The sequence below is a fragment of the Shewanella sp. FJAT-51649 genome (assembly GCF_019457435.1).
GTDB lineage: Bacteria > Pseudomonadota > Gammaproteobacteria > Enterobacterales > Shewanellaceae > Shewanella > Shewanella mangrovisoli.
Genome location: NZ_CP080411.1, coordinates 2570517 through 2595839, shown reverse-complemented (window position 1 = coordinate 2595839; position 25323 = coordinate 2570517). Strand labels below are relative to the sequence as shown.

At 47.9% G+C, this 25323-nt stretch carries 20 protein-coding genes and 1 pseudogene; 10 read left to right on the top strand and 11 right to left on the bottom strand.

The genetic code is table 11. The annotated features are described in order from the left end of the window. Position 1 precedes the first annotated feature (1 nt). Positions 2-1057 carry a chemotaxis response regulator protein-glutamate methylesterase gene (locus K0H59_RS11600; RefSeq protein ID WP_220053218.1) on the top strand — a complete coding sequence of 352 codons (1056 nt, stop codon included), beginning with the start codon at positions 2-4 and terminating at the stop codon, positions 1055-1057. Positions 1058-1223: 166 nt separating this feature from the next. Here K0H59_RS11600 and K0H59_RS11595 read toward each other — a convergent pair whose 3' ends face one another. Further along, positions 1224-2855, bottom strand: a complete 1632-nt coding sequence (locus K0H59_RS11595) for a diguanylate cyclase (RefSeq protein ID WP_220053217.1) — start codon at positions 2853-2855, stop codon at positions 1224-1226. A 317-nt stretch (positions 2856-3172) separates the two neighbouring features. Between K0H59_RS11595 and K0H59_RS11590 the strand changes: the two genes are divergently transcribed. Together K0H59_RS11590 and K0H59_RS11585 are read left to right on the top strand one after the other, a co-directional pair. After that, positions 3173-4240, top strand: a complete 1068-nt coding sequence (locus K0H59_RS11590) for a nuclease-related domain-containing protein (protein WP_220053216.1) — start codon at positions 3173-3175, stop codon at positions 4238-4240. A gap of 98 nt (positions 4241-4338) precedes the next feature. Beyond that, positions 4339-4788: an SRPBCC family protein gene (locus K0H59_RS11585; protein ID WP_220053215.1), complete on the top strand. Its 450-nt coding sequence runs from the start codon at positions 4339-4341 to the stop codon at positions 4786-4788. A 157-nt stretch (positions 4789-4945) separates the two neighbouring features. Here the strand turns inward: K0H59_RS11585 and K0H59_RS11580 are convergent, their stop codons facing one another. The 3 genes from K0H59_RS11580 to K0H59_RS11570 form a co-directional block, all read right to left on the bottom strand. Further along, entirely contained in the window at positions 4946-6538 is a 1593-nt protein-coding gene (locus tag K0H59_RS11580) for an ABC-F family ATPase (RefSeq protein ID WP_011622847.1), read from the bottom strand. A gap of 232 nt (positions 6539-6770) precedes the next feature. Next, positions 6771-8732 (bottom strand): phytase, encoded by a 1962-nt coding sequence (locus K0H59_RS11575; RefSeq protein ID WP_220053214.1) that lies wholly within the window; start codon positions 8730-8732, stop codon positions 6771-6773. 25 nt (positions 8733-8757) lie between these two features. Continuing rightward, positions 8758-11592 carry a TonB-dependent receptor gene (locus K0H59_RS11570; protein WP_220053213.1) on the bottom strand — a complete coding sequence of 945 codons (2835 nt, stop codon included), beginning with the start codon at positions 11590-11592 and terminating at the stop codon, positions 8758-8760. A 628-nt stretch (positions 11593-12220) separates the two neighbouring features. On the opposite strand from K0H59_RS11570, the gene K0H59_RS11565 reads away from it, so the two are divergent. The 4 genes from K0H59_RS11565 to K0H59_RS11550 all read left to right on the top strand — a co-directional run bounded on the left by K0H59_RS11565 (position 12221) and on the right by K0H59_RS11550 (position 16903). After that, positions 12221-13186 carry a GGDEF domain-containing protein gene (locus tag K0H59_RS11565; RefSeq protein ID WP_220053212.1) on the top strand — a complete coding sequence of 322 codons (966 nt, stop codon included), beginning with the start codon at positions 12221-12223 and terminating at the stop codon, positions 13184-13186. After that, positions 13186-14340, top strand: coding sequence for an AraC family transcriptional regulator (locus K0H59_RS11560; RefSeq protein ID WP_220053211.1), 1155 nt, complete (start codon positions 13186-13188; stop codon positions 14338-14340). The genes K0H59_RS11565 and K0H59_RS11560 overlap by 1 nt, the downstream gene beginning before the upstream one ends. A gap of 394 nt (positions 14341-14734) precedes the next feature. Then, entirely contained in the window at positions 14735-15943 is a 1209-nt protein-coding gene (locus K0H59_RS11555; RefSeq protein ID WP_220053210.1) for a multidrug effflux MFS transporter, read from the top strand. A 177-nt stretch (positions 15944-16120) separates the two neighbouring features. Then, positions 16121-16903: a CLCA_X family protein gene (locus tag K0H59_RS11550; protein ID WP_220053209.1), complete on the top strand. Its 783-nt coding sequence runs from the start codon at positions 16121-16123 to the stop codon at positions 16901-16903. Between the two features lie 10 nt (positions 16904-16913). On the opposite strand, the gene K0H59_RS11545 is transcribed toward K0H59_RS11550, so the two are convergent. Continuing rightward, positions 16914-17864 carry a hypothetical protein gene (locus K0H59_RS11545; protein WP_220053208.1) on the bottom strand — a complete coding sequence of 317 codons (951 nt, stop codon included), beginning with the start codon at positions 17862-17864 and terminating at the stop codon, positions 16914-16916. Positions 17865-18157: 293 nt separating this feature from the next. Further along, complete coding sequence (locus tag K0H59_RS11540) at positions 18158-19054, bottom strand: MBL fold metallo-hydrolase (RefSeq protein WP_220053207.1); 897 nt, start codon at positions 19052-19054, stop codon at positions 18158-18160. Between the two features lie 202 nt (positions 19055-19256). Here K0H59_RS11540 and K0H59_RS11535 point away from each other — a divergent pair, with 202 nt between their 5' ends. From K0H59_RS11535 to K0H59_RS11525, 3 genes are all read left to right on the top strand, one after another. Beyond that, the gene (locus K0H59_RS11535) at positions 19257-20426 is read left to right on the top strand and encodes a PepSY domain-containing protein (protein WP_220053206.1); all 1170 of its coding nucleotides are present in this window, start codon (positions 19257-19259) and stop codon (positions 20424-20426) included. After that, positions 20426-20890 (top strand): hypothetical protein, encoded by a 465-nt coding sequence (locus K0H59_RS11530; RefSeq protein ID WP_220053205.1) that lies wholly within the window; start codon positions 20426-20428, stop codon positions 20888-20890. The genes K0H59_RS11535 and K0H59_RS11530 overlap by 1 nt, the downstream gene beginning before the upstream one ends. A 96-nt stretch (positions 20891-20986) precedes the next feature. Beyond that, positions 20987-21253 carry a hypothetical protein gene (locus K0H59_RS11525; RefSeq protein ID WP_220053204.1) on the top strand — a complete coding sequence of 89 codons (267 nt, stop codon included), beginning with the start codon at positions 20987-20989 and terminating at the stop codon, positions 21251-21253. 179 nt (positions 21254-21432) lie between these two features. On the opposite strand, the pseudogene K0H59_RS11520 reads toward K0H59_RS11525, so the two are convergent. The 5 genes and pseudogenes from K0H59_RS11520 to K0H59_RS11500 all read right to left on the bottom strand — a co-directional run. After that, positions 21433-21687 (bottom strand): annotated as a pseudogene (locus K0H59_RS11520) (endonuclease III); the annotation flags it as partial. Positions 21688-21889: 202 nt separating this feature from the next. Next, a complete protein-coding gene (locus tag K0H59_RS11515; RefSeq protein WP_220053203.1) occupies positions 21890-22480 on the bottom strand; it encodes an isochorismatase family protein in 591 nt (196 codons plus the stop codon). A gap of 17 nt (positions 22481-22497) precedes the next feature. Next, on the bottom strand, positions 22498-23217 hold the full coding sequence (locus K0H59_RS11510) for a pirin family protein (RefSeq protein ID WP_220053202.1): 720 nt from the start codon (positions 23215-23217) through the stop codon (positions 22498-22500). 6 nt (positions 23218-23223) lie between these two features. After that, entirely contained in the window at positions 23224-24291 is a 1068-nt protein-coding gene (locus K0H59_RS11505; RefSeq protein ID WP_220053201.1) for an alkene reductase, read from the bottom strand. A gap of 33 nt (positions 24292-24324) precedes the next feature. Beyond that, on the bottom strand, positions 24325-25200 hold the full coding sequence (locus K0H59_RS11500) for an SDR family NAD(P)-dependent oxidoreductase (RefSeq protein ID WP_220053200.1): 876 nt from the start codon (positions 25198-25200) through the stop codon (positions 24325-24327). Positions 25201-25323: the final 123 nt, after the last annotated feature.

Genomic DNA, 25323 nt, shown 5'->3' with positions numbered 1-25323 from the left:
GATGACGATAAAAGTACTAGTGGTAGATGATTCGGCACTGATCCGTAACCTATTGGGCAAAATGATCGAGGCCGATCCTGAGTTATCTTTGGTGGGTATGGCCGCCGATGCTTATATGGCCAAGGATATGGTGAATCAGCATCGCCCCGATGTGATTACATTAGATATTGAAATGCCCAAGGTGGATGGGCTGACCTTTTTAGACCGATTGATGAAGGCCAGACCTACGGCGGTGGTAATGATTTCCTCATTAACCGAAGAGGGCGCCGATGCCACCTTCAACGCGCTAGGATTAGGTGCGGTGGATTTTATCCCTAAACCGAAATTAGACTCCCCCCAGGATTTTAATGAATATCAAGATTTGATTCTGGAGAAAATTAAATCGGCGGCGAATGCTAAGCTGAAAACCCAACGCACTCAACCCGTTGCTGCGACTCCGCCAAGCCTAAAACCCAACCTTGCAAATCGCGTGATCAATACTCAACTGCTGGCAATTGGCGCTTCGACGGGCGGCACTGAAGCCATTTTATATCTGTTGCAACAGTTTCCTGCAGTCATGCCACCGATAGTGATCACCCAACATATGCCGCCGGGCTTTACCCGCACCTTTGCTGAGCGGCTAAATAAACTTACCCGTTTGAATGTTAAGCAAGCCAATGATGGCGAACGTTTATTGCCCTGTTATGTGTATATTGCGCCCGGAGATCAGCACTTAGAAGTGATTAAGGTCGGCGGCAGTTTTAAGACCCGTTTGACCCAAGGTGATAAGGTTAGCGGCCATAGGCCTTCTGTGGATGTGTTGTTTAATTCGGTTGCGGCGTGTGCTGGGGCCAATACCACGGCGGCGATCCTCACCGGAATGGGTAAAGATGGTGCCGATGGCATGGCATTAATCGACCAACAGGGAGGAAAAACCTTTGCTCAGGGGGAACAGAGCTGTGTGGTGTTTGGTATGCCAAGGGAAGCGATTAAACGCGGCGTTATCCATCATGTGGTTGAACTGCCGCAACTGGCGGATAAGATGCTCAACTATTTAGCCTCGCTTAAGCGAGACTAAAAGCGCTTATAAATAGATTTTGGTCTTATCAATGGCAAATCACGCGCTATTTTGTCATTCCTCGTAACAGTCTTATTTGCACGCATCAGTTTCGTCACTTATGCAACTGATAGCCATAACACTTTTTAAAGCCATGCCTTTGATTAACTCGTTGATGCGTTAGTGCTTATTTTAAAGTGGTGATTAAACGGTTGCGTCCAGTTCGCTTCGCCTCATACAGATTTTTATCCGCCAGCAATAAACAATCTTGAAACTCATTACATTCGGTCGAGAAGGCCAAGCCACCGCTTAGGGTGACTTTAAATTCAGCGCCTTCTTCAACAAATACGATATGACTAAAGCTCTCGCGAATGGCATTAAGCTTGGCAATGGCTAAGGGCGCGGGTAGATCGGGCAAGACCAACATAAATTCCTCGCCACCGTAACGCCCCATAAAATCCACAGGACGTAGGGATTGCTGCAACAGGTGGGCAAAGGCTAAAAGGACTTTGTCGCCGCCAGAATGTCCATAGGTATCATTTACTTGTTTAAAGTGATCTAAGTCCAGCATGGCAATGCACACTGAAGAGTTGATACGTTTGGCGAGGTTATAACAGCGGCGTGCAGCAACCAGGATCTGAGTGTGATTGAGCAGCCCGGTTAAGCTATCACGGCTGGCGGAGCTGCGAATATCATGGCCACGCTGGGCGCGGGAAATCACTTGGGTCACAAACAGACTCGGCGCGGTTTGCTTTGAGATTAAATCGTCGGATCCCGCCTGAATGATGCTGACCTTGTTCTGCATGGTGTCGTCGGAGCTGAGCACGAGTATCGGACTCGAGCTGTACTTGTCTAATTGGCGGATCATTTTTGCCAGCTCTAAACCATTCACATCAGGCATATACAAATCAAAAATAAACAAGTCTGGCTCAAATTGCTCAAGGGTCGGCAATACTTGTTCGGGTTTGGTCAAGCCTTTTACCATTAGGCCATGACTGCGAAGTAGGCTGGAAAAATAATCGACCATGGATTGCTGATCGTCCACTAGCAGAATTTTGAGCGGCTGTTTTTCTGACATTTTAAGCCATTGGTGGATCTTGCGTACCAGTAGCGTGGTTTCGGCGGGTTTGACAAAGTACTCGCTGACATTGGCGCGGATCGCCAGCAGTCGCATCTCGAAGTCGCCGCGGGAAGAGAGAACAAACACGCGGGTGTTGTTTTTTTCAAATTCAGTCGCCGCCGTAAATAAAGCGGCCTCGGTATAATCGGGCAAGATAAGATCGAGTAAGACTAAATCGAAGGGCGAGGTATTTTGGATCCCCAGAAAATCGGTGAAATTTAAAAAATGCTGCACATTAAAACCAAACTCATGCAGCTGTTTAGTGATCATCGCCCCGACATTACTGTCATCCTCCACAATCGCAATTCGATACTCATGCCGTGCTTTGGTGGGCTTATAGGGGCTTTGCTGCATTTGCGCTTCCACCACGGGTGCTGCGGGTTCACTACGTAGATTATTTTGCAGCAGTTGATGGAATAGGGTGTCTAACCCCTTGATGACGGGCAGTTCTGGAGCAGGAGCGTCCAGTAGGTTTTTTAGCTGTAATTCGAGTCTATCGACGATATCTTTGGTTTCGGTTAAGCCGAAAGTTTCACAGGAGCCCTTTAAATTATGCACCTCACGGTATACGGCCGACAGCATATGGCTTTGCCAGTTTTTCCGTAGTGATATCCATAAGGTAATGATTTGCTTCTTTTTATCTGGTAGCGCATGCAAGTACTGACGTTTTAATTGTTCTAAGGATTCTTCAAGACTCATAAACCATCACCATGATAAGAATTTACAGAATAAATTGGTGCACAGCTGGCGCGTATGCAATACCCCATAAGGTTTAATTCACCCAATTCATTGAGTTGTGCTTTGTGGGTGCTTTAAGAGTGTAAACCAAGGCAGAGAAAATGCGGGCAAAAATACCAGTCTTGGTTGATTGTGATTAGAAATCTATTTTGCAGATGGATTAACTATTTATCTATCGAGTTCGTTATAGCAATTTATGGCGGTTGAAAATAATAAATCAGATCAAGTAACGTATAACCGTTGCAATGATAGCAAACAATAACAGGAGTTATTTCAAGGTGAAGGGATGCGTAAAGAATATCAGGCACAACGCCAAGTTCTGCATGTTGTTGGCTGTAATGGCCAGTGTCGTTGGTGTAGGCCTTTATCCTTTTTCGCTAAAGGCATTAGAGAAACAAGACTCTGAAGCCATCTGTATTCTTATCCAAAGTGAGATGCAAGATTGGCATCCAACCACGCCGCGTTATCAAGAGCTTAAGGCAAGATTCGATGCGCGTTGCCAGCAACCCGTCGCCAACGGTGTTAAATCCACGGTAAAGCAGCCTGCAACGCCAACTACGGCTCGCCAAGACAAGCCGCAGAACCCCAATCAGCTAACCGTGGTAACAGCTAAACCTACGCCCGCTCACAGCACGATTTCGCCCATCTCTTCAGTACTCGAGTCGTTGTCGATTCTGTTGGTGATTCCGATTTTTATACTTGTGTCTGCGATAGTCTCCTTGCTATTTCGTCCGACACTTAGGCAATACCGAGCAGAAAGGTTAGGTCAACAGGGTGAAAAGCGGGTCGCTAAGTTACTGAAACAAGGATTCAAAGATGAGGACTTCCGACTTTATCGCAATTTAATTTTACCTATGGATGAGATAACTGAAGGTACGTCTGCTTTGACAGAGGTGGATTTAGTTTTATTGACCCATTTTGGCGTGTTCGTTATTGAAGTTAAAAATTACTCCGGCTGGATATTTGGGGGAGAGAAGCAGGCCCTGTGGACGCAAAAAATCTTTACCAAGCAAACCCGCTTTAAAAATCCTCTCCATCAAAACTATAAACATTGCTTAGCCGTTGCCAACTGCTTAGGGTTAGTCGAGGGACTCCATTCGGTTGTTGTTTTTAGCGATGAGGCGAGCTTTAAAACGCCGTTGCCTAAAAATGTGGTGAATGAGTCGGGACTTTTGAGCTTAATCGCTCAATACAAAGGGCAAATAAGTGAAACCTCTCACAACCTGGCATTTACTCGCGCCGCAGAACGGCTGGATATTGCCCAGCAGCAATCAGACTCTGATGCTAAATCATTGCACTTAATGCAGTTTAAGCATCGCCGCGTCGAGCCAACCATCACAAGCTGAGGGGATAATTAATATTCTCGCGCAGGTGATAACGAATGGGATTCTTGCGCTATCTTTAAGGGCATCATTGGCCCATAAGCAATTGGAAGGATAAGGATATGTCGGATAACACAGGTACAGTGAAGTTACATAGAGTGCTGCGCGCACCCGCGGCGTTAGTCTATAAAGCCTTTACCGATAAAGCGGCGTTAGAGCGTTGGTTACCGCCTTACGGTTTTGTGGGGACGATTCATGAGTTTGAATTGGCGGTTGGGGCGGGCTATAGCATGAGTTTTATTCAATTTGCGACGGGATACAGTCACTCCTTTAAGGTGGTTTATACCGAGCTCATCCCCAACACACTTATCCGCCATACTGACCAGTTTGATGATGAGAATCTGCCCGGCGTGATGCAGGTGACTATCGAATTAACCGAGGTTTCCTGCGGTACCAATTTGCAGATCATTCAGGAGGGGATTCCAGCCGTTATCCCTGAGGAGATGTGTTACTTAGGCTGGCAGGAATCATTAATGCAATTAGCGGCTTTGGTGGAAGCGAAAACAGAATGAAGCAGTCAGTCACTGTGTATATGAAAGGGTGATACAAAAGGGTGGTATAAAAAAGACGCTAAGCTCGAGTAGAGTGAAGCGTCTTTTCTTTGGGTCTTTTGAAGTCCTTTAGCAAAAGGGCGTTTATCAAAAGCGCTTTTGCAAAAGACGATGGCGATTAGGCACTGGCAAGGTTTGCCAGATACTCATCAAAGGTCCCTTGGAAGTTGACTAATTTTCTATCGCGAATATCGATAATACGGGTCGCTAACGAGGACACAAATTCACGGTCGTGACTGACGAAAATCAATGTGCCTTCAAAATCTTTGAGGGCATTATTTAAGGATTCAATCGCTTCCATATCCATATGGTTAGTCGGTTCGTCCATAATGATGACGTTGATATCTTGCATCATTAACTTGCCGAAAATTAAACGGTTTTTCTCACCACCTGAGCAGTTTTTGGCTTTTTTGTTGGCATCATCTTCGGTAAACAGCAAACGACCTAACATGGCACGCACCATCAAATCGTTGTGTTTTGGCTGACGCCATTGGTCCATCCATTCAATAATAGTCAAATCATTATCAAAATCGCTGGTGCTGTCCTGTGGGCAGTAACCAATGGAAGCGTTTTCTGACCACTTAATCACGCCTTGATTATGGATTAACTCATTGACTAAACAGCGTAATAAGGTGGTTTTACCGACACCGTTCTCACCGATAATCGCAAGCTTTGCGCCAGCTTCGAGGATTAAATCGCCGCCTTCGAATAGCAACTCACCGTCAAAACCGTGGGCGAGGTTCTCAAGCACCAATGCTTGACGGTGCATTTTCTTACCCGGCGCGAAGCGAATCGATGGCGCGATACGGCTGGAGGATTTGACTTCATCCAGTTTAATTTTGTCCATGCGCTTAGCGCGTGAACTGGCGAGTTTTGCCTTAGAGGCGTTAGCGCCGAAACGGTTAACGAAGTCTTGCAGCTCTTCAATTTCGGCGCTCTTTTTAGCGTTGCTCGACAGCAATTGCTCGCGTTGCAAGGCCGACTGCTCGAGGAAGTATTCGTAGTTGCCAGGGTAAATCCGCAGTTCACCGTAATCGATATCCGCCATATGGGTACAGACAGCATTTAGGAAGTGTCTGTCGTGGGAAATAATGATCATGGTGCATTTGCGCTTATTCAGCTCAGTTTCGAGCCAACTGATGGTGTGAATATCCAAGTTGTTGGTGGGCTCGTCGAGCAGCAATATATCGGGGTTCGCAAACAGTGCTTGGGCTAACAGCACGCGCAGTTTCCAACCGGGGGCGACCTGTGACATTGGGCCATAGTGGAAGGATTCTTCGATACCTGCTTCAATCAGAATTTCGCCCGCGCGGCTCTCGGCGCTGTAGCCGTCCATCTCGGCAAATTCACTCTCCAAGTCACCCACACGCATGCCGTCTTCTTCGGTCATATCGGGTTTGGCATAAATAGCATCACGCTCTTGCTTGATTTTCCACAGCTGGGTATCGCCCATGATCACCGCATCGATAACCGTGTATTGCTCGAAGGCGAATTGATCTTGACTTAGGGTGCCGACCTTTAAACCCGGCGTGATCGACACGTTGCCCGAGGTTGGGGCGAGGGCGCCGCTTAAGATCTTCATAAAAGTCGATTTGCCGCAGCCGTTTGCGCCAATCAAACCATAACGGTTACCGTTGCCAAATTTTGCCGAGATATTTTCAAATAATGGCTCTGGGCCGAATTGCATGGTGATATTTGCGGTAGAGATCAAGGGTATGTCCTAGGAAAAAGTCGTTAATAACGGCTTAAAAAGCTGACAACCGCAAACAGTATTGCAATATCGAGCTAGTTATTGGCCAAATGATTTGGGCGCGGAGTATAGCGATTTCAGACTCAAGATGCGAGTTTCAAGCAAAAAGGTTCAAGGCAAAAATAAACCGAGCCACTCGGACTCGGTTATCATTCCTGTCGCCAGATCATGCAGCTTTCAACTGGCTCAATACTCAGTTAAGCGATAATTTCTCGATAATACTGCGCCAAGGCAGCCATTTAAAAGATTGATTATTATCGGGTAAATGATTGTGTCCATCCTGTACCACCAGCATTCCCTGTTGCCAAGCTCCGGTTCCAACGCTTAAGTGAGTCACGGCCAAACCATCGGTTTCGCTACTGCCATCAATACTGGTTTCGCGGCCATTTTCCATACCGTTAAGGTTTACTCCAATACGGAACTTGCCTAATTGGGCGTAGGGCGGCTGTGCCTGATACAGCAAGTAACTGTTGTCGCCTTGACTGGACACCACCAGCAGATCCTGCTTTTTACCGTGAATATTGGCGCCTTGATAGAGTGAAATGCCTTCAACATCGGGGACTAAGTCGCCCTCGGCTTTAATGATGAGCTCACCTTGGGTGCCGCCATTGGCCTTGGCATTAAAGCGCCAAATGCCCTTGTCTTCTTCACCGATAAACAGCGCGTGCTGAGCCTCATCGACTACACAGCCTTCGACTTGGCTTGGGGTATGGATATCGCGCACCAGCTTGATACTTGGTCCATTTACCTGCCAATCGACGCGGTATTGGGCGATGCGGCCGGACTTTTCATTGGCGAACACATACAGGGTATCGGCATCTTGGTACAGACACATGCCATAAATATCCACCATATTGGTGGCTTGATTGGGATACTCGCTTAACTTGCCTTGAGCGTCGATTTCATAGAAGGCGAGACTGTCGTTATCCCTTAATGTGGCCACGGCGATATCGCGTTTTTTACCGCCCAGCATCACTTGCTGGCGTAAATCGACGTTATTGATGCGCCCCGATGGTAGGGCTTGAACCTGCTCGCCACGCATATTAAAACTCAATAGCCCCCAACGTTTGTTGGTGCCAAGCACTAGGCTTTTTTCCGGTTCAGTTGGATGGACCCAAATCGCCGGATCGTCCATAGTATCGCCGGGTCTATCGGATGGGTCGCTTTCAACCCAAGCGGGGATTTCGACTGTCTCTTTTTGAGTTTCTTTTGCGTTGTTTTCACCGCTGGCTGCGGCTAAAGATACCTCGGTAAACCAATATTGATCGGTTTTATCATCATAAAGCGAGAGCTGAAGGGCGGTGTGATTGTTGTTACTGTTGCTAATATTACCGCCGCTGCGATAACCGCTTAGCCCTTGCACTTTACCCAAGTGGTAGTTTGCAATCGGCTGTTGATCTAAGGTCAGGACGCCTTTTTTATCGCTTAGCAATAACTTGCCATCGATCACTTGCATGTCCGCGATATCATTGTTGAGGGCGGCGAGAACCAACTTCGCGCTATTGTCGGCAAAGGGGCTGGCATCAAATTGCCAGACACCGGCTTCAGGCTCACTCACTAACAGTTTGTCGCCATCGATGGCGCAGCTAGTGCTGTTGACGGGGATTGCCTGACTGCGCATTTTTTTCGGCATAAAGTGTCCGGCATCGCCTAACAGCCATTGCTCGCTATAACCGTCTTCGCCGCCAAACCAAGCGTAGATATTGCCATCCTGCGGCCTTGGCTGAATACAGATCCAATTGATTTCAAACGATGGCATCGGCAGCAGTGGCAATACATTGGTCGCGACTTTGCCTTCTATCTGTTTGATCATGATAGGGCGAATGCGATCGGCACGGCGATCGAGCGTTAAGGCATAGGGATCGCTAAAGGCCAACAGCTCAAACTCGCCTTTGACTAAGGTTTTGGCGGCGGGTAGCGACGTTTTATCCGCGGTTGGTATGCTTTGTAGCATCAAACCACTTTTTTCACTGACCCAAAGCCAATCAACGGCAGGGATTATTGCGTTGTTATCGTTGGTAAACAGCAAGGCTTGGGCTTGGCTGCCTTTGTGGGCTGGGGCTGTGATTGGTTGAGCGAATGCGCTCAAGGGCGCACTGATAAGGCCTGCTAAGCTAACTGCTATGGCACTTATTTTGGTAAATGCTGTTGTCATATCTTTGTTCTTTTTTAATAGGTGATTAATAGTTGGTGTACTGCACGCCTAACTGGAAAGTGCGGCCATAGGCTTCGTATTGGGCGTTGTAGCTGCTTTCACCCGTGTAGCTGTAGTAGGGCTCGTCGGTCAGGTTCACCCCTTTGAAATACAAGGTTAAATTGCTGGTTAGATGGGCCTTGGCGACAAAGTCCCACTGCAAGTGATTGTCTTGATAGAGATCGTAGCGCTCATCACTGAGCTCAGTGACCTCCTGTAAATATTCGGATTTATAGGCCGCCGATAGCCAGACACTGGCGTAACTGTTTTCATAGCCAAGCGACAGGTTAGCGGTGAGATCCGATTGGCTTGGCATGGGAATATCGCGGCTCAGTAATTGGTCATCCTCTAGCCAACTGATCTTGGCGCTGGAGTCCGTGTAGGTAAGGTTAGAGTTGAGCACGAGCGAATTAAAGGGCTCGGGCAAAAAGTTAAACTCTTGCACATAGCTTAGCTCCAGGCCGTAGATGTCGGCGCTGTCGCCATTGACAAAGGTCACGGCGCTATGGGCATCCATATAATCACCACGGCCAGCTAAATCCGCCTGATAGATAAAGTTGTCGATATCTTTATAAAACAGCCCCGCCGAAATTAAGCCGATATTGCCGAAGTAGTGCTCTAGGCTTAAGTCAAAGTTCATCGATTCGAGTGACTTAAGCTGTGGATTGCCAAAGGTTAAATCGATATCGCCATCATCCTCTTCGAGCAAATATCCCGGCGCTAATTGGCCGAAGGTCGGGCGGACTAAGGTGTTGGTCCAAGCGGCGCGCAGCACGGTATTGTCGCTATAGCGGTAAGTGAGATGCAGTGCGGGCAGCCAATGTTCCTCATCGCGGGAGTGGTTGATATCGATAAACTCGCCCTTGGCGCCATCGTAACCGTAGCCGCTGGATTCCCATTGATTTTGCTCGAAACGTAGCCCTGTTAAAATACGCAGTTTATCGATATCAATATGGCCCATTAGGTAGGCGGCGTTGATATCTTCGCTGATATCAAAATCGTTAATGGTGGACTCGATATCATCGTGATTGCTGTCGGCATCGAGGCTATCGATAAGTTGCCACAGTGGCGTGGTATTGATCCCGCTGCCAAAGCGTCCGAGGTCATAGTCAAGCTCATTGCCTGCATATTGACTCAATAGCAAATCTTCATCACTTACGCCTTGATCGCCTAAGTCGCTGTAGATCCAGATATCTTCGCGATTGGATTTATCGCGGCGGCTCAACTTGACGCCGGTTTTTAGCTCGACGCTGTAATCCGCGAGGGTTAGCTGACGGGTGAGATCCAGTTGGCCACTGTTGATGGTGTCTTCGGCCTTGGAGGCGGCGATTTCAATCTCATCTAGCTCAAAGTTAGCGTTTTGAAAGTAGTCTTCGGGGGCGATAATCTGTGGCTGTTTGGTATTGCTAAAGCCCGTGTTATCAATCTTGGCGACAAAGTCGGCGCCAGCGATATCCCGCGGTTTTTCGGCGCTGGCGGTGCTGTGGCTCGCTTGATAGTCGAAGGTCCAGCGTTCGAAGCGGGTTTGACCACCCAGTACAAAGGAGGTGATGTTCTGGTTCTCGGTGCGTGATTTTAGCGATCGAGTGGTTTTGCCTTGGCTGAGGGCATTGGCTTGCTGCGGCGATTTCCACTTAGTTTTGGCGCTGTTACGGGTTTCGGTATCATCAAACTCACTGTAAAGGGTGCGCAGATACAGATCGGTATCATCACTTGGGCGATAATCGAAGTTCACGCCTATGCCTAAACGTTCCCGATTGATTTCATAATCCCGCGCGTCGATGGATTCAAGCGCCGCATCTTCAAAGCCGTTATCCCCGGCAAATTCCCATTTACCGCCAGTTTCGACGTTGTCTGAGCCAAAGTCGCGGTTATACCAACTGGCACCTATGGCTACCCCTAGCTTGTCGGCAAAGATATCGCTGTAGCTGGCGGCGAGTTTGGGATTGGTATTGTCGGTTAAGGTATCTTGGCTCGCCTCGGCGTTGAGGTTGAGATAAGTATCATCGCGATCGAAGGCCGACAGGCTTTTAACCTCAATCGCGCCGCCCAGTGCATCGGCATCCATATCCGGCGTTAAGGTTTTGCTCACTTCTACCGATTGCAAGAGATCCGATGGCACCACATCCAGGGCAACCGCACGGCGATCGCTTTCGGGTGAGGGTAAGCGGGTACCGTTCATCGACACTGAGTTATAGTCCGGCGCCATACCGCGCACGCGCACAAAACGACCTTCGCCCTGATCCCGCTCGATAGATAGCCCTGGCACCCGTTGCAGTGATTCACTGATATTGCTGTCGGGGAAATTCCCCAGCACATCGGCACTGACCACGCTCAGCACATTATCGGCGCCGCGTTGGCGGTTCATGGATTTACTTAATGCACCTTGTTGGCCGACGACGCGGATATGCTCGACATCTTGGCTGCTTAAGTTGATATCTTGCAGCGTGGTTTGTTTATCGCGAATGCTAACGCTATGTTCCAGCGGCATAGCACCGAGGTAGTTGACCACTAAGGTGTAATCGCCATCCTGCACGCCGACAAAGAAGAAACGACCATCGCGGCCTGCCTGTTGGCTCAGGTTGAGCTCTTTTAAGGTGACGGTAGCGCCAGCAAGAGGTTGCTGACTGACATTATCGCGAATTTGACCTTCAAGCTTGCCAACGGCAATGACGTTAGTGCTAAAGCCTGCGACCATCATGGCTAAGCTAATTGCCGACAGACGCGCAGCCAATCGGGTTTTAGGAATGGCGTGCTGCTTTTGCGGCGCTTGGGAGCCTTGTTGTAACTCTTGTTGTAATGGTGGGGTACGAGATTGCATCTTGAGTTCCGTTTAAGTTGTTTCTGTTGAGTGTTATTGCAAGCCTTGGGTGAAGGCCTATTTGTGATGGCGGCCAAGTTAGGGGAGCAAAATGTCAGATTTGTGACGGGATAATTGATCTACCGTGTTTGGCGCTTGTTAACGGACGAAAATGGCGGTTTTCGGCCGTGAGTGAGCCAAAATGACGTTGAAAAATCACCGCAAAAAATAGGCATGGATTAGTCAAAACCGCTCAGCAATGATGCAGGTATGAAGAGTGTGATTGGCAATAATGGCTTTATTTATAAAGCGTTATATCGCTGTCGGTCGTAAAACAATGAGATGCAGCAAAGGTCTAGTTAAGTCCGAGCAGACATAGAGTTCAGCATCAATCAGCTCAATATGGTTTTTTATCCGTACAACTCAAAAGTGCCTGAGCTAATTTGCCGCTGTGGTCGGCTCGAATAGTATGGGGTTAAGATTATTTTTTAATTTAATTCAATACATTAAGTTTGATTTGTTTATGTATGTCAGCTTAGCGCTAATAAATGGCGTCACGGCGTTGTCATAAAAGCCCGCTAACTTGCCATCCCATAAAGCATTAACGTTGTATTTGCCCGTTCGGGCTTCACAGAACAAGGTGTGTACTTTGGGAACTCCTGCAAAATCATTACGGCTCGCCAGCGTCTATGGCTTAAGTCTGCTTATTATCTTTATCGTGCCGCTGTTTCTTTGGCAAAGCACCACGGCCAAGACAGTGGCGGCGGTGGATTGGTTCGATGTCGTCACCGAGGGCGCCTTATTTATCCTCGGTATGTGTTGGTTGATGGTGATAGTGTCGGTTCGCCCCTCTGGCCGGGTGACAAATCTGTTGATCGCTGGCCTCTCAAGTTACTGCTTGGGCTGCTATTTAGATTTGTTAGATGAGATTTTTATCGTCAAAACTATCCCAGTGTATAACTGGTTTGAAAAGATGCCGACGCCAGTTGGGCTATTGGTGCTGACCTGTGGCCTATGGCTATGGCGTGATGAGCAAACCGTCGTCAATCGCCAGTTGCAAACTCGGGAGCAATTTCACCGTGAGCATCAGTTAACCGATGGCTTAACCTTGCTCAATGATGCTAAAGCCTTTGAACATCATCTAATAAAACAATTGTCGCAAAATCAAGCATTTGGTCTGATTATGCTTGATATCGATAATTTTCATCAATACAACAAAAATCAAGGGATGGAAGAGGGCGATAGGCTCTTGTCGCAGTTGGCATTGTGGCTCAGCTCAACCCTTAGGAATCAGGATTTAGTCTGCCGCTACGCAGGCGATCGCTTTATCATTCTGTTGCGCGGTGCGATTCCGCCCCTCGTGAGTGTGATGGCGGAGCAGATACAGCAAGGTGTTAGCGCGTTCGGTTGTAGCGCATCCGTGGTCTGGGCGCTGCCTTCGCCTAAAGTGCTGCCATTGCAAACGCATAAAGCGCCTGCCAAGGAAGAGGCCGCTACGCTGCTACAATTGTTGAATCAAAAAATGTCACAGCAAAAAGAGAATCGTAGTCCGGAAGCCACACCGGCTCAAGCGAGTAACACGCAAAATCTGTCGACCTTGAGTGAGCTTAACTGATGCGCGCGCTCGCCACTTGGCAGGATAAATGTATCGATAGCCAATTGCTGGTGGCGAGCATCGTTGGGCTTTTTAAGCAGCGTGGGCTCGATAGCGATAAGTTGTTACGGGGCACGGGGATTTTTGCTGCAGACATTCGTAAACCCGATCACCTTATTAGTCCAAAGCAGTTATCTCGGCTGCTGGACAATGCCTTATGCCTGTGGCCAAGTGGCGATTTAAGTTTCTTATTGGGTCAGCTGTGGCTGCCATCCCAAAGCGGCGCGCTCACGGCGGGGATATTTTGCGCACGGGATCTGCAGTCGCTCGGGCATTTTTGGCACAAATATCATTGGCTCACACAACCTTGGTTGCAAACTTGGCGCTGGCAAGGAGAGCAGGAATGGCACTTTCTACTCAGCCTCGATCTAGGCATGCAGCGGCACAAACAGTTTTTCATCGAATTAAGCCTGTCGTCCCTCACGTCATGCTGCAAACAATTACATGGCCAAGCATGGCGCGGCAGTATCAGTTTTCCGTACTCCGCACCAGCGAACTTAGCCCATTACTATAAGTATTTCGGCACTGAGTTAAGCTTTGATGCGCCCCTTTGCCGAATTTCGATGGCAAAATCCCTGTTGTGCCAACCTCTGTTGTTTGCAAGCCACTCCGAGACCCATGCTATCGATTTTGCTGGCTCCAAATATACAAAGCCGCCGAATAACCCCGCTGCGTTGCAACCTTGGGATCACCCTCATCCGAGAACATTGGAGTGCCATTTTAACGAGTCGCTTGCGAGTACTGTGTTAAGGCCGCAACTAACGATGGCCAAGAATGCCCGTCAAGCTCTGCTCGCGCATGGGTTTCGCCATGGATTAGCGGCAGGGATCCGCCTTAAATTGATGCACAATACATTGAGCCTGCCGGAAATGGCGCAATTGTTAGAGATGAGTCCTGCCACCTTAAAACGCCGTCTTGGGGAGATGGCGCTGAGTTACGGACAATTAGTCGATGAATCCCGTTTGATTAAGGCGCTGTATTTTCTCGCCGAGCCAGAGCAGGATGCCAATAGCATTGCGCATTCCTTATCCTTCAGTGACGCCAGTAATTTTAGACGTTCCTTCAAACGCTGGACTGGCCAATTACCCGCCTATTTCCGCTTTTGGCTCGCCTAAGCAAGCGCGATAAATATTTACGGCTCAAAACAGTAACAATTTCAACTGTTTTTGAATGGGTATTCGCGATTTTGCATAATGGTTAGAAAAATCCCCAGGGTTATATTTTTGTTTATGCAAACTAATGCATACTTAGTCATTTGCAAACTCAGTGGCGATTGGGGGCTGATTGGGGAATAAGTCATAGCAATCGAGGGGGGATTTGTGCCATGATCCGCCATCTTGTACTGCAAGATGCATGGTGACTCGTGCGGTAACAGGCGTTGTAATAAGTACGCAGCCAGAACAGTAATAAGTTATTCGACAGGTTAAAAACGGAGGTTAAAGATGAAGAGGGCGGTGCCTTTTATCCAATTATCGCTGTAAACATTCATAGCAATAATTGGATTTTAACATGACAAAAATTAATCAAAACCCGCAAGACCGCAAATGGAATTATACCTTTGCGTACTCACTCCTATTACTTATTCCCTTCGATTTACTCGCTTCCCTTGGCATGGATCTGTATCTGCCTGCCATCAATGATATTCGCCAGAGTTTTAGTGTTAGCCAAGGTCAAATGCAGCTGACTTTAACCCTCTATATGGCGATTTTAGGCTTAGGCCAGTTGTTATTTGGACCGCTATCCGACGCAATAGGGCGCAGGCGAGTGGTGATTGCCGGAGCCTTAGTTTACGCAGGTTCCAGTTTGGCGATGGCATTGACCGACAGCTTCAGTGTGTTTCTGCTCCTTCGGATTGTGCAGGCCTTGAGCGCCTCGGCCGTGCTGGTGGCGGCATTTGCGACCGTGCGAGATGTGTTTGCCGATAGGGAAGAAGGCGTTGTTATCTATGCCATTATGGGCTCAGTGCTCGCGGCCGTGCCTGCGGTAGCGCCTTTTATTGGCTCGCTTATCGATGGACTTTGGCATTGGCGAGGGATCTTCTACGCCTTAGCGATATTTGCTGCCCTAGTAGGTTTGCATGCCTTACTGAAATGGCCTGAAACCCGCCCAGCACAGACCCATCCCTTTGAATGGGAAAGATGTTTTAACATCATTCGCGCTAAGGCGTTTTTAGGCTATACCTTGGCCTACGCTACGGCTATGGGTACCTTCTTTATCTATTTTTCGGCATCACCGAGCATACTAATGGACAAATTAGGACTCGATAAGGTGGCCTTTAGCCTGTGGTTTGGCTCGGTTGCGATAGTCATGATAATCACCACCCGCTTTGTTAAGCGTCTCGTCAAACGTTGGGGCACGCAGGGAACTGTGCTTAGAGGCCTGTTCGGCATGATGCTAAGCGGCGGCTTATTGTATGGGCTGGAATGGCTAAATGGGCTGAGTTTACTTGGGTTTATGCTGCCAATGTACTTCATAGGAGTGCATATCGCCTTAACCTGCGCTGTAACGGCTAATGGTGCCTTAGCGGCGTTTTCCCATTCTGCGGGGCTGGCCACGGCTCTGTATTATGCCATCGAGAGTCTGTTCCTAAGTGCCTTAGTCAGTCTGTTGATTTGGCTGTTGCCCTCGGGTACTTCGCTGGTGATCTGTAGTTATATTTTGATCTCGGCGTCACTATCACTGCTATTTATTCTCTCCATTAGAGCAGATCACAAATAGCCTCAGCACCGTTATCGTCCATTAAAAGCCGAGAATCGCTCGGCTTTTTTTGTCATAGTGTAAACGTTGATAGATTTGTTTGTGCTGTCTACTTGATGGCTTTCTGGCTATAAAAGCTTTTTTATTTAACTTAGAATGATTCTAAATTGTCGTTTACTTAGGTTTGTTAGATAAAGCGTGTTACTCCATCAGCAATATACTCGCCATGGCCCCGATTATCGCTTCGGGGAGCAAATGACCTTTTTAGATGTCAAACAAACCTTTGGTTTTAGCCATGTACGTGTGGGACGCTGGGTTACGCGGGAGGAATCGTTAATTGCCGCGAATTTAGTGTTTGATTCGCTTGCCGATCTTGCCTTTATCCTCAATTTACCACCGTTGACCTTAGGGTTGAGGCAAACCTTAAGCCTTGCCTTTGGTCATGGCGGACAAAAGGGTGTGCAGGCTCACTATGCGCCAGGAGCGCGAGAGCTGGCGTTAGCCAAAAATGCGGGTGCTGGGGCGCTGGCCCATGAGTTTTGGCATGCCTTTGACCATTATGTGGCGCCCAAGGCGTTTTCACGAGTCTCGGGACGTTTTAAGTGCGCCAGCGATCTCTGGCTTGCGGATCTGCCACTTATCGAGCATCCGCTCAATCAGCGGTTGGCCGAAATTTTTCGAGTGACATTACTCTCCGAGGACAATTTGGAGCCAAGCGATTATGTCCGCCGCGCCATAGCCTTAGATAAGCGTTATGGCGCGCAGTATTTTGCTAAACCGACGGAAATGATGGCCCGCGCGTTTGAAGCTTGCATCGAATCCTATCAAGGGATCCAAAATCCCTATTTAGTCTCTGGCACGCGCCATTCTGCGTTGGCGAAGGAAGGGGCTTATCCCGATGAGCAGCATAGGCTGCGTATCTTTAATGCTTTGATTGCTTACTTTGAGCCATTAGGCATGGCCTTAGGGAAAGCGGGATAAGCAGACTGGCTTAGTCCGCGAGTTGCTGACAGTAGGCCAGCTGGTGGCGAATCGCATCGAGATATTGCGAGGCGTGATAATCCATCAGGTACCAAGGGCTCGTTTGGCTTTCGGGAAGATGATTAAAGAATAAAGGCTCGCACGCTTTTAGCTTGCAGTGATCGGCACATTGTTGCCAAATCTCATAAGGCGTGTGTGCAAGCTTGGCTAAGTGCTGACGTAGCGTTTGTTTAGTCTCCTCGCTTACGCTTGGGGCGAGGTTGGATTGTCTGAGTAATTCCAGCTGTTTAAAGGGCTCCTCGCATAAAGTTTGTTTATTCTTACCGCTATCGGTTTCTCTCGCTTCATTTGTTTCACAGTCCTTAGACATTGGCTCCCAAGGCATTAGAGTAAACTCGGCCCAATCTAAGCGTTCACACAGCAGCGTCTTGGCGATTCTTCTTTCCCCTAGCCAGTTATGCACCATGCAGGGTAAATGGCGTGTCTCTGGTAGTTCAATACTGCGCTGTAAGCTCGGCAACAGCGACATACGCTGAACCTGTACGTGATTTGCCAATTGCAGCATGAGTACAACTGTCGTTAAGCCTGAAGATGGCCAACAACCAAGGGATGCGGTGAGATCGGTAGCGACTTGTGTCAATGCTTTCGCCAGTTGCACAGCTTGCGGATGACCTTGAACTTCAAAGGCATACTGCGACTCAGCAAAGCCGCCATTGGCAATATTGACCACCTGGCTTTGGGGAGCTTTCTGCTGCGACCACTGCGTGCCATTAAAGATAAAGGTGAGGCCTTCGACCGCGGGCTGCCACTCGCCAGAGGCATTGCCAATAATGGTCACTTGCTCAAGCTTAAGTTGCTCAGCGAGAGTGCGAAGGCAAATCCTAGGTTGCGGCTCAGCCAATTGACGGTGCATATGCGTATGGGATTGAGGCGCATCGGCTAAGGGCTGTGGATAGGACATACTCGCAAGGACTCTCTAAAACAAAGATGGGTATTGTAGCGGATCTTCTGTTTTGACTAAAGAATTATTCCCCTGAAGCGACAGGCAAGATAATTAATAAAATTTCATAATAACAGTACGTTAGACTGTTTTTATTTCGGTTTTTCTCCCCTAGTTAATCTCCTCAAGCGTAGGTTGATGTATTTGGGGTTGAGGGCTATTGAGCTGCGAGTAGTATTGCCCGCTATGCTGTTGGAGCCTCAGCTTTGTAAACTCTGGCGATAAAATTTCGTCCTTAAAATAGTACTTATCCGTTATTTTCCCGATGTTTGACGTTCTTTTTCTATCACGGTAATGGTTCGTTCGATAAATTTCGTCAAGGCTTTTGGCGGCAGAAAAGGGGATTTGCCCTCCTGATTAAAGCGCGCAACCCGCTCTGCGATCTGTGGATGTTGGGTTATCTGTTCCACACTCTTGCCTGAGTCAATTAGCGACTCGATTTGTTGTATCCAATCATTGGTGTTTTGCTGAAAGCGACGCAGCGAGTCTTTATGACTTGGCTTACCATGGCCAGGTACGATAAGGCTGTCCTCATTCCCTATGGCTAAAATATGGTTGATGGCGGCATTAAATCCACTAAGACCACCAGCATAAAAAGTCGGGTGCCAGCTGTTATCGACAATATCGCCGACAAACAGGCTGTTGCTTCGTGGATGAAAATAAATCCAGTCAGCAGATGAATGGGATGATACTTGGGCTGCCAATATATCGGGTATCACGGGTTGCATTGGCACAGTATTTTGCGCTGCCACCGTGTTCTGCAGCTGGGCTGTATTTTGTGATGGAACTTTTTGTGACGGAACTTTTTGCGATAGAACTGTGTTTTGCGTTGGCGCTAGCCGTGCGCCCTGTTGGATAAAGTGCTGATTACCACCGGTGTGATCGGCGTGTTCATGGGTATTTAAGATGAATTTAACGGGTTTGGCATAGATGGATTGAATCACATCATCCAGAGCACTTAAGTGTTCATCCCCAGGCATAGGATCGATAAGCACCAAGCCATCCTGCGTCAATATCAGGCCAATATTGGTGCCGTAATCGATGCCTTTTAAAAGATGTACTTGCTCAGAGACTTGCTCAACACTGATGGTATTGGCTTGAACAATGAAGCTAGACGTTAAAAAAACGAGGGTAACGAATACCTTATGCATAGTGAATTCACTCTCAGGTTTAGCCTAATCGATGGGATCTTTAAGCATTATTGACCGCATTCGAGTTGCGAGCTATTGCGCAACTCGGCCTAATTTGTGACAAATCTTATAAACCTATCGTATTATCAATATGCTGTATTGATAACAATTCGCATTACCTTTACACTGTTGTGATTCTAAAAGAGGTAGGAAACAATCCCCCATGGCGAAAATAAGTAATCGCTTCTGGTTTATGTTACACGGTTGGGTGTCATTGCCCATCTGGATTTTATTCAGTTTTATCTGTTTAACGGGCACTGTGGCCGTGTTGAGTCATGAGTTGACTTGGCTGACCAATCCAGCGGCTCGTGCGACTAATCCTAACGAATTACCCGCAAAACCCGTTGACGAGTTGATGCTGGTGGTCGAAAAGGCGTATCCAAATGCGCAAGTGATGGGGGCAATGACCCTTGAGCCTTATTTAGTCAATGCCATTACCTTTACCGATGCCGATAAACCCTATGCCATCGCCTATGTGAATCAATATACGGGCGAGATCCAGCAGATCAATGAAGGGTTAACCTTTATCGGTTTTATGCGCTCATTACACGGTTGGCTGTTGTTCCCCTGGCAGAGCGGTTATAGCATAGGGTATTACCTTGTGTGCTCTATGGCACTTTTGATGCTTGCCTCATTGGTAACGGGACTCATCGTTTATAAACGTTTTTGGCGCAGTTTTTTTGCCCCAAAACTTAGACTCACCCAAGGCAAGAAGACTCTATTGTCGGATCTGCATAAATTATCCGGCGTCTGGTCGATTTGGTTTATCGCGATTATGAGCCTCACAGGGCTGTGGTATTTAGTCCAAGCCATCTTTTGGCATGCCGATATCGATATTGAATCCCATGCGCCTATGATTGCCGCCGAGCAAGTGCCTTTGATGCAAGCTGGTGATACGCAACTGCCAAGCGCTAATGTCTCTTTTACTGAGGCTTTAAGTTTAGCCAAGCAGCGTTTCCCCGATTTTCAACCAAGCTATGTGATGCTACCTGAGCATCAACGGGATATGTACCATTTAAGCGGCAGTGGCGATCATATTTTTTACGATCAATATTCCTATAGTCTCAGCATTAACCCGTGGACCGGCGAAATCGCCAGTGCTACCTCGCCAGAAACCATGACAGGTATGCAGACCTTAATGCATATTGCCGATCCGCTGCATTACGGCACCTTAGGTGGTATTTGGACTAAATTGATTTGGTTCTTCTTTGGGCTGGTGCTTTCTGGGATGTCTATTACTGGTTTTATGATGTGGGGATTGCGCCATGTCCGCGCCTTTAAACAGGCCGAAACCAAAGACTTAGCTGCAGATATGATAGGGGAGGCCCGCTAATGGCATCATCGGTATTTTGGTTAAAGCATAAATATAAGCTCAGTGGCTTGATTTTGATTTTACCCTTAGTGTTTCTCTATCAATCGCTTAGCCCAAGCTTTCCACCCGCTTGGCCGAGCCAGCAATTAGGTGAATTTAAAATCGCGCCAATGCCTTTAGATTTAAAGGCGCCTTACAAACACCACGATGATTACGTAAAAGATTTTATGTTGATCTTTGAACAGGGTGATATCGCCCATATTCGCCAAGGTTATGCCAATATCGGCCCAGAGGCCTTGCCATTAGAAGCCCTGCAAAAAGGTGAAAACGGGGTTTTACATGGCAGCAAACATGGCCAGCATGTGCATGCGATAACCGGCGCTAAGTTAGCGGCAACGGACAGCCTGTGGGTGTCGATTCAAAATTGGCAGGGCGAATGGTTAGTCAGCCAATGGCCTGTCCCCGAGGCAGTGTTAGTTCAGTAATACCGCTAGCAAATTGTTTGCAGTAAAACCGCCCTCAGGTGCAAACTGTGCTTGAGGGTTATTTTTATCGGATAGGTTTACTGCAAAGGATTGGATATGGCATTTACTCAAGCGGAACTCGCGTTAATCGCTGCCGCGAAACAAAAAGTGCAGATGGCGCAGCGAGTGCGTGTTGGGGTGATTATGTTACTTATCTTAGGCACGCTTACGCTGCTGGCAGGATTTTGGAGTCACCCGTACGCGATTTATATTGCCTTTGCGCTGGTGGTCTTTGCGGTCGCGCTACCCCAGTTTGGCCAAGGGCCCAAATATGAAGAATTGCTCGCCCTATTGCAGCAAAAAGCCGCTCAACAAAACGATTAATCTGCACCACAGGGCTAATATCAATAGGGCTAATAACAGCATTAATAACAAAAGGACTTTCAGCGAGATCTTCTCTAGCGTGGAAGCCCTTTATAAAAGTTTTCAACCAAAGTGTTTAACAAATTGTCTCCAACAATAAGCCGTTAACTAAAGCGCTTAACCACAGCCTTGTAGCGCCCTTACTCTTCGGGATAGACCTTTTCCTTAAACTCGCACAAATCTTCAATGATGTAGCTGCCACAGCGGGGTTTGCGGGCCAGACAGGTATAGCGGCCATGCAGAATAAACCAGTGGTGCACATCGACCTTAAATTCGGCGGGAACAACTTTTAACATGCGTTCCTCGACTTCGACCACGTTTTTACCTGGGGCGAATTTAGTACGGTTTGCGAGGCGAAAGATATGGATGTCGACGGCGATGGTTGGCCAGCCAAAGTTCTCGCTGCGGTAGTGGATGGTAGAATATTTCGATGTTTTGAAAGGACTGCTAAGTGCCAAAAGCGGACCTATACAAACTCCGTTTGTCGTATGATGATCATTGTGGCTCAGACAAACCTCTATCCGCATCTAGCTCAAAGAAGTCTCCGCCATTTATATAGCAGTCTTAATTATTGCAACTAAGACTGCTACTTGTTAGCTAAGCACCTTGAAGAGAGGGCATCACAACTTCCTGCACGATTCGCATCCCTTCGGGTGTACTCCAACTGCCGGCAAGCTCGGCAATGACTTGATTCGTACTGGTTAATACAACGCCCGCCTGTTCCATTCGCCGTAAAGCCATGTCATCGCCCATCTTACTCGGAGAGCCGCCCGCATCCGCTACGACCTGGACTTCATAGCCTTCTGAAACCAAGCTCAAAGCAGGGTAGACAGTACAGACATCATTTGTCACTCCGGCAATGATGATACGTTTGCGCCCCGGTGCTTTGGTCGCTTTCGCGAAGTTTTCGTCGTCCATCGCGTTAACGATACCTAAGCGTTGAATTCTGTTTTCAAACTCTTCCGGCAGGACATCTTTTAATTCCTGCATTAACGGTCCTTGCGCGTATTCCTCCATGCTGGAGGTCAATACAACGGGCATTTTTAGTATCTTGGCGGTTTTCGCCAGCATAAGGGCATTACGCTTCATTTCGTCAATTTGGATAGATTTTACCCAGCCCATAGTGCCAACCTGATGGTCAATCAAGAGCAGCGTTGCGTTCTCGCCAGTAAATCTACTGAAACTCATCTTGGTATCCTCATTAATTAAAGTGGTTTGCCACTAAAAAACATGACCTTCGCACCGGCATCGGACGCGGTCACTGTGATGGTCTGCTCATTTTCTTGTGACGAGAAGACCGGTACTTTGTGCTGCTGAAAAGAGAACGTTTGCTGGTCTACAGTAAACGCCCCCGAAACTGGCAGCAAAAAAGCGTTGTGGTTGGCTTTTACGTGCAAATTGATCGAGGCTCCGGCGTTTAAGGTAATATCCAGTAAGGTCACATCCGTGGGTGTATTTAAAGGAGATTGCACGCCATTAAATTCACCCACCGGAATACGGACTTTTCCTTCTGGAATCTTAACGCTGACAACATCTTCCGCTTCCAACGTCAAAGACGTTGGCTGCATCAACCGCTTAGCCTCTGGCAAGGCAATAAATATTTGTAACGAATGCACGGTTTTGCCGGGCTCGGCCGGAACTTCCTCATGAACAATCCCTGAGCCTGCCGCGGCCCAGTGCAATCCTCCTGGTTGGATTAGGTTCTTCACCCCGGTTGAGTCGCTGTTATCAATTCCGCTTTCAGAATCGAGAAACACATAGGAGACCGCTGAAAAACCTGCATGTGAATGAGGAGGAAATGTGGGTCCACTCATCCAGGCGTGATCAACCGCAATAAAGGGGTTAATTTTTTGCTGATAGCCACGCAGAACCTGTGCCCGAAAATGTGCACCGTGGCTAACCTGTTGTGTTGTCACTATGTGCATGGTGGTTCAACCCGCAACCTTGGCCAGCGGATAATCGGTATAACCTTGCGCTGCGCCACCAAAGAAAGTATTGCGATCCGCGGTATTAAACGGAATATCCTGTTTCAGACGTTCGACAAAGTCAGGATTAGCCAGCACCATCTGACCATAAGCCTCTAAATCAGCTAAGCCACTGCGAATATCTTCACCGATGTTTTCGCGGGCACGACCTGGTTTGTTGACGATCAGAATGCCATCCCAACCATCACGGATATCGCGCAGAAGCTCGTCATCACCTTGATGCATCACGTGCAAATAAACCAATTGCAGCTTGTTCAACTCTGCAACCAAATAGCGGTATAAGGCTGGTCCCTCAGCGCCTTCATCAATGCCCCACAATTTTGTGCCCGGTGACAAGCGGATAGCTGTTCTTTCTGCACCGATTTCTTCGGCGACAGCTTTAGCAATTTCGATAGCAAAGCGGGCTCTGTTTTCGATAGAACCACCATATTCATCCGTACGAGTATTTGAGCTCGGGGCAAGAAACTGTTGGATGAGGTAAGCGTTCGCACCGTGAATTTCGACACCATCGGCGCCCGCTTCAATGGCACTGCGTGCGGCATGTCTGAATTCGCCAATGGCTTGCTTAATTTGCACCTGAGTCATGGCCTCGGGCACCGGAATGTCCAGCATGCCTTTCAAGGTAAACATTTGCGTACCTGGCGCTATGGCTGAAGGGGCCAAACCAGCCCGGTGATGCGGTGTATTGTCTGGATGAGACATGCGGCCAGCATGCATCAGCTGGAAAAAAATACGTCCGCCTTTTTCATGCACCGCTTTCGTAACCTGCTTCCAGCCGTCGATATGGGCCTGGGTGTAAATCCCTGGCGTAAAGATATAGCCTTGTCCGTCGTCTGATGGTTGTATGCCTTCGGAGACAATTAACCCCAGACTTGCGCGTTGACTGTAATAGTCGGCAGCTAATGTACCGGGTGTACCATCCTGATGGGCCCTTGAACGGGTCATTGGCGCCATAACAAGCGCGTTTTGTAGGGTGTTTTTACCTAAAGTGATCGAATCAAAAATGGATTTCATCGTAATAACCTCTGATATTCGTTAACTGGATACTTAAGCCAATGCCTTTGCGATTAAGTCGCGGGATTGAAGTAAATAAGCCTGCATATGGTCGTCCGCATTGATGCCTTTGGTCGGCAGCAGTGCCTGAGATTTTTGGTTAAATAAAGTGCCGGAATATTGGTCTAATTCAGGCGCAATCAGTAACGGCGTAATGCCTTGGGCGTATTGCTTCGGTGTCGGGGTAAACCAACCGATCAGCGTTTCCAGCAGATTGAAAATCACCCGGTTCCCACCGAGGAAATTACTGCGGATATCGGTTTTAACTAAACCTGGATTCAGGCCAAATATCGAAAAATTTTGGAAGCGATGATGATTATCAAGGACCAGCATTTCATTGCCGGCGACCGTGTTCATATGCACTTGCATGGTTTTGTAGCTTTGCTCTGCATTCAAATCGCCCAGCACGCCTGGGCTACCTGAACCTGGATACCCCATCACAAATACCCGGGGTTTTTGATGGGTTTGCTTGCCTAAGCGAGGCATGATGTTATCAAGCATGAGCAGGCGATTGAGGTAACTGGTCGCCATGTCCATCTCCAGCCCTTCCGCAGTTTCTTGCCGTTTAGGTGCAGCAAAAATTCCGGTGGTAAAAATCAACATATCCAGTGTTTCGGCAGGGATAATGGTTGCTACGCGCTCAGCTTCCCGCATCGAACTTAAGTCCGCTTGCAAAAAGCGAATACCTAGGTGGGCTTGATCGCGAAATGTTCTTCCTACTACCAGAACATCAGCACCATGTTTAGCCATGTTTTGCGCAAGTGCACGCCCTAAACCGCTGGTACCACCGACAATGACGACTTGCTTACCTTTCAACTCAGTACGAACATCGCCCATACGGATTGCACAGAACTGTTTATTAATTTTCACGCTAATGTGCCTCTGTTTTAATGCCACCTCTTGGTTGAGTGTCATTATTAACCAATAGATATTTGGGATAAATAAGTTAAAATGGAATTGATTGATGCACTGATGGAGCAATCTAGTTGGACA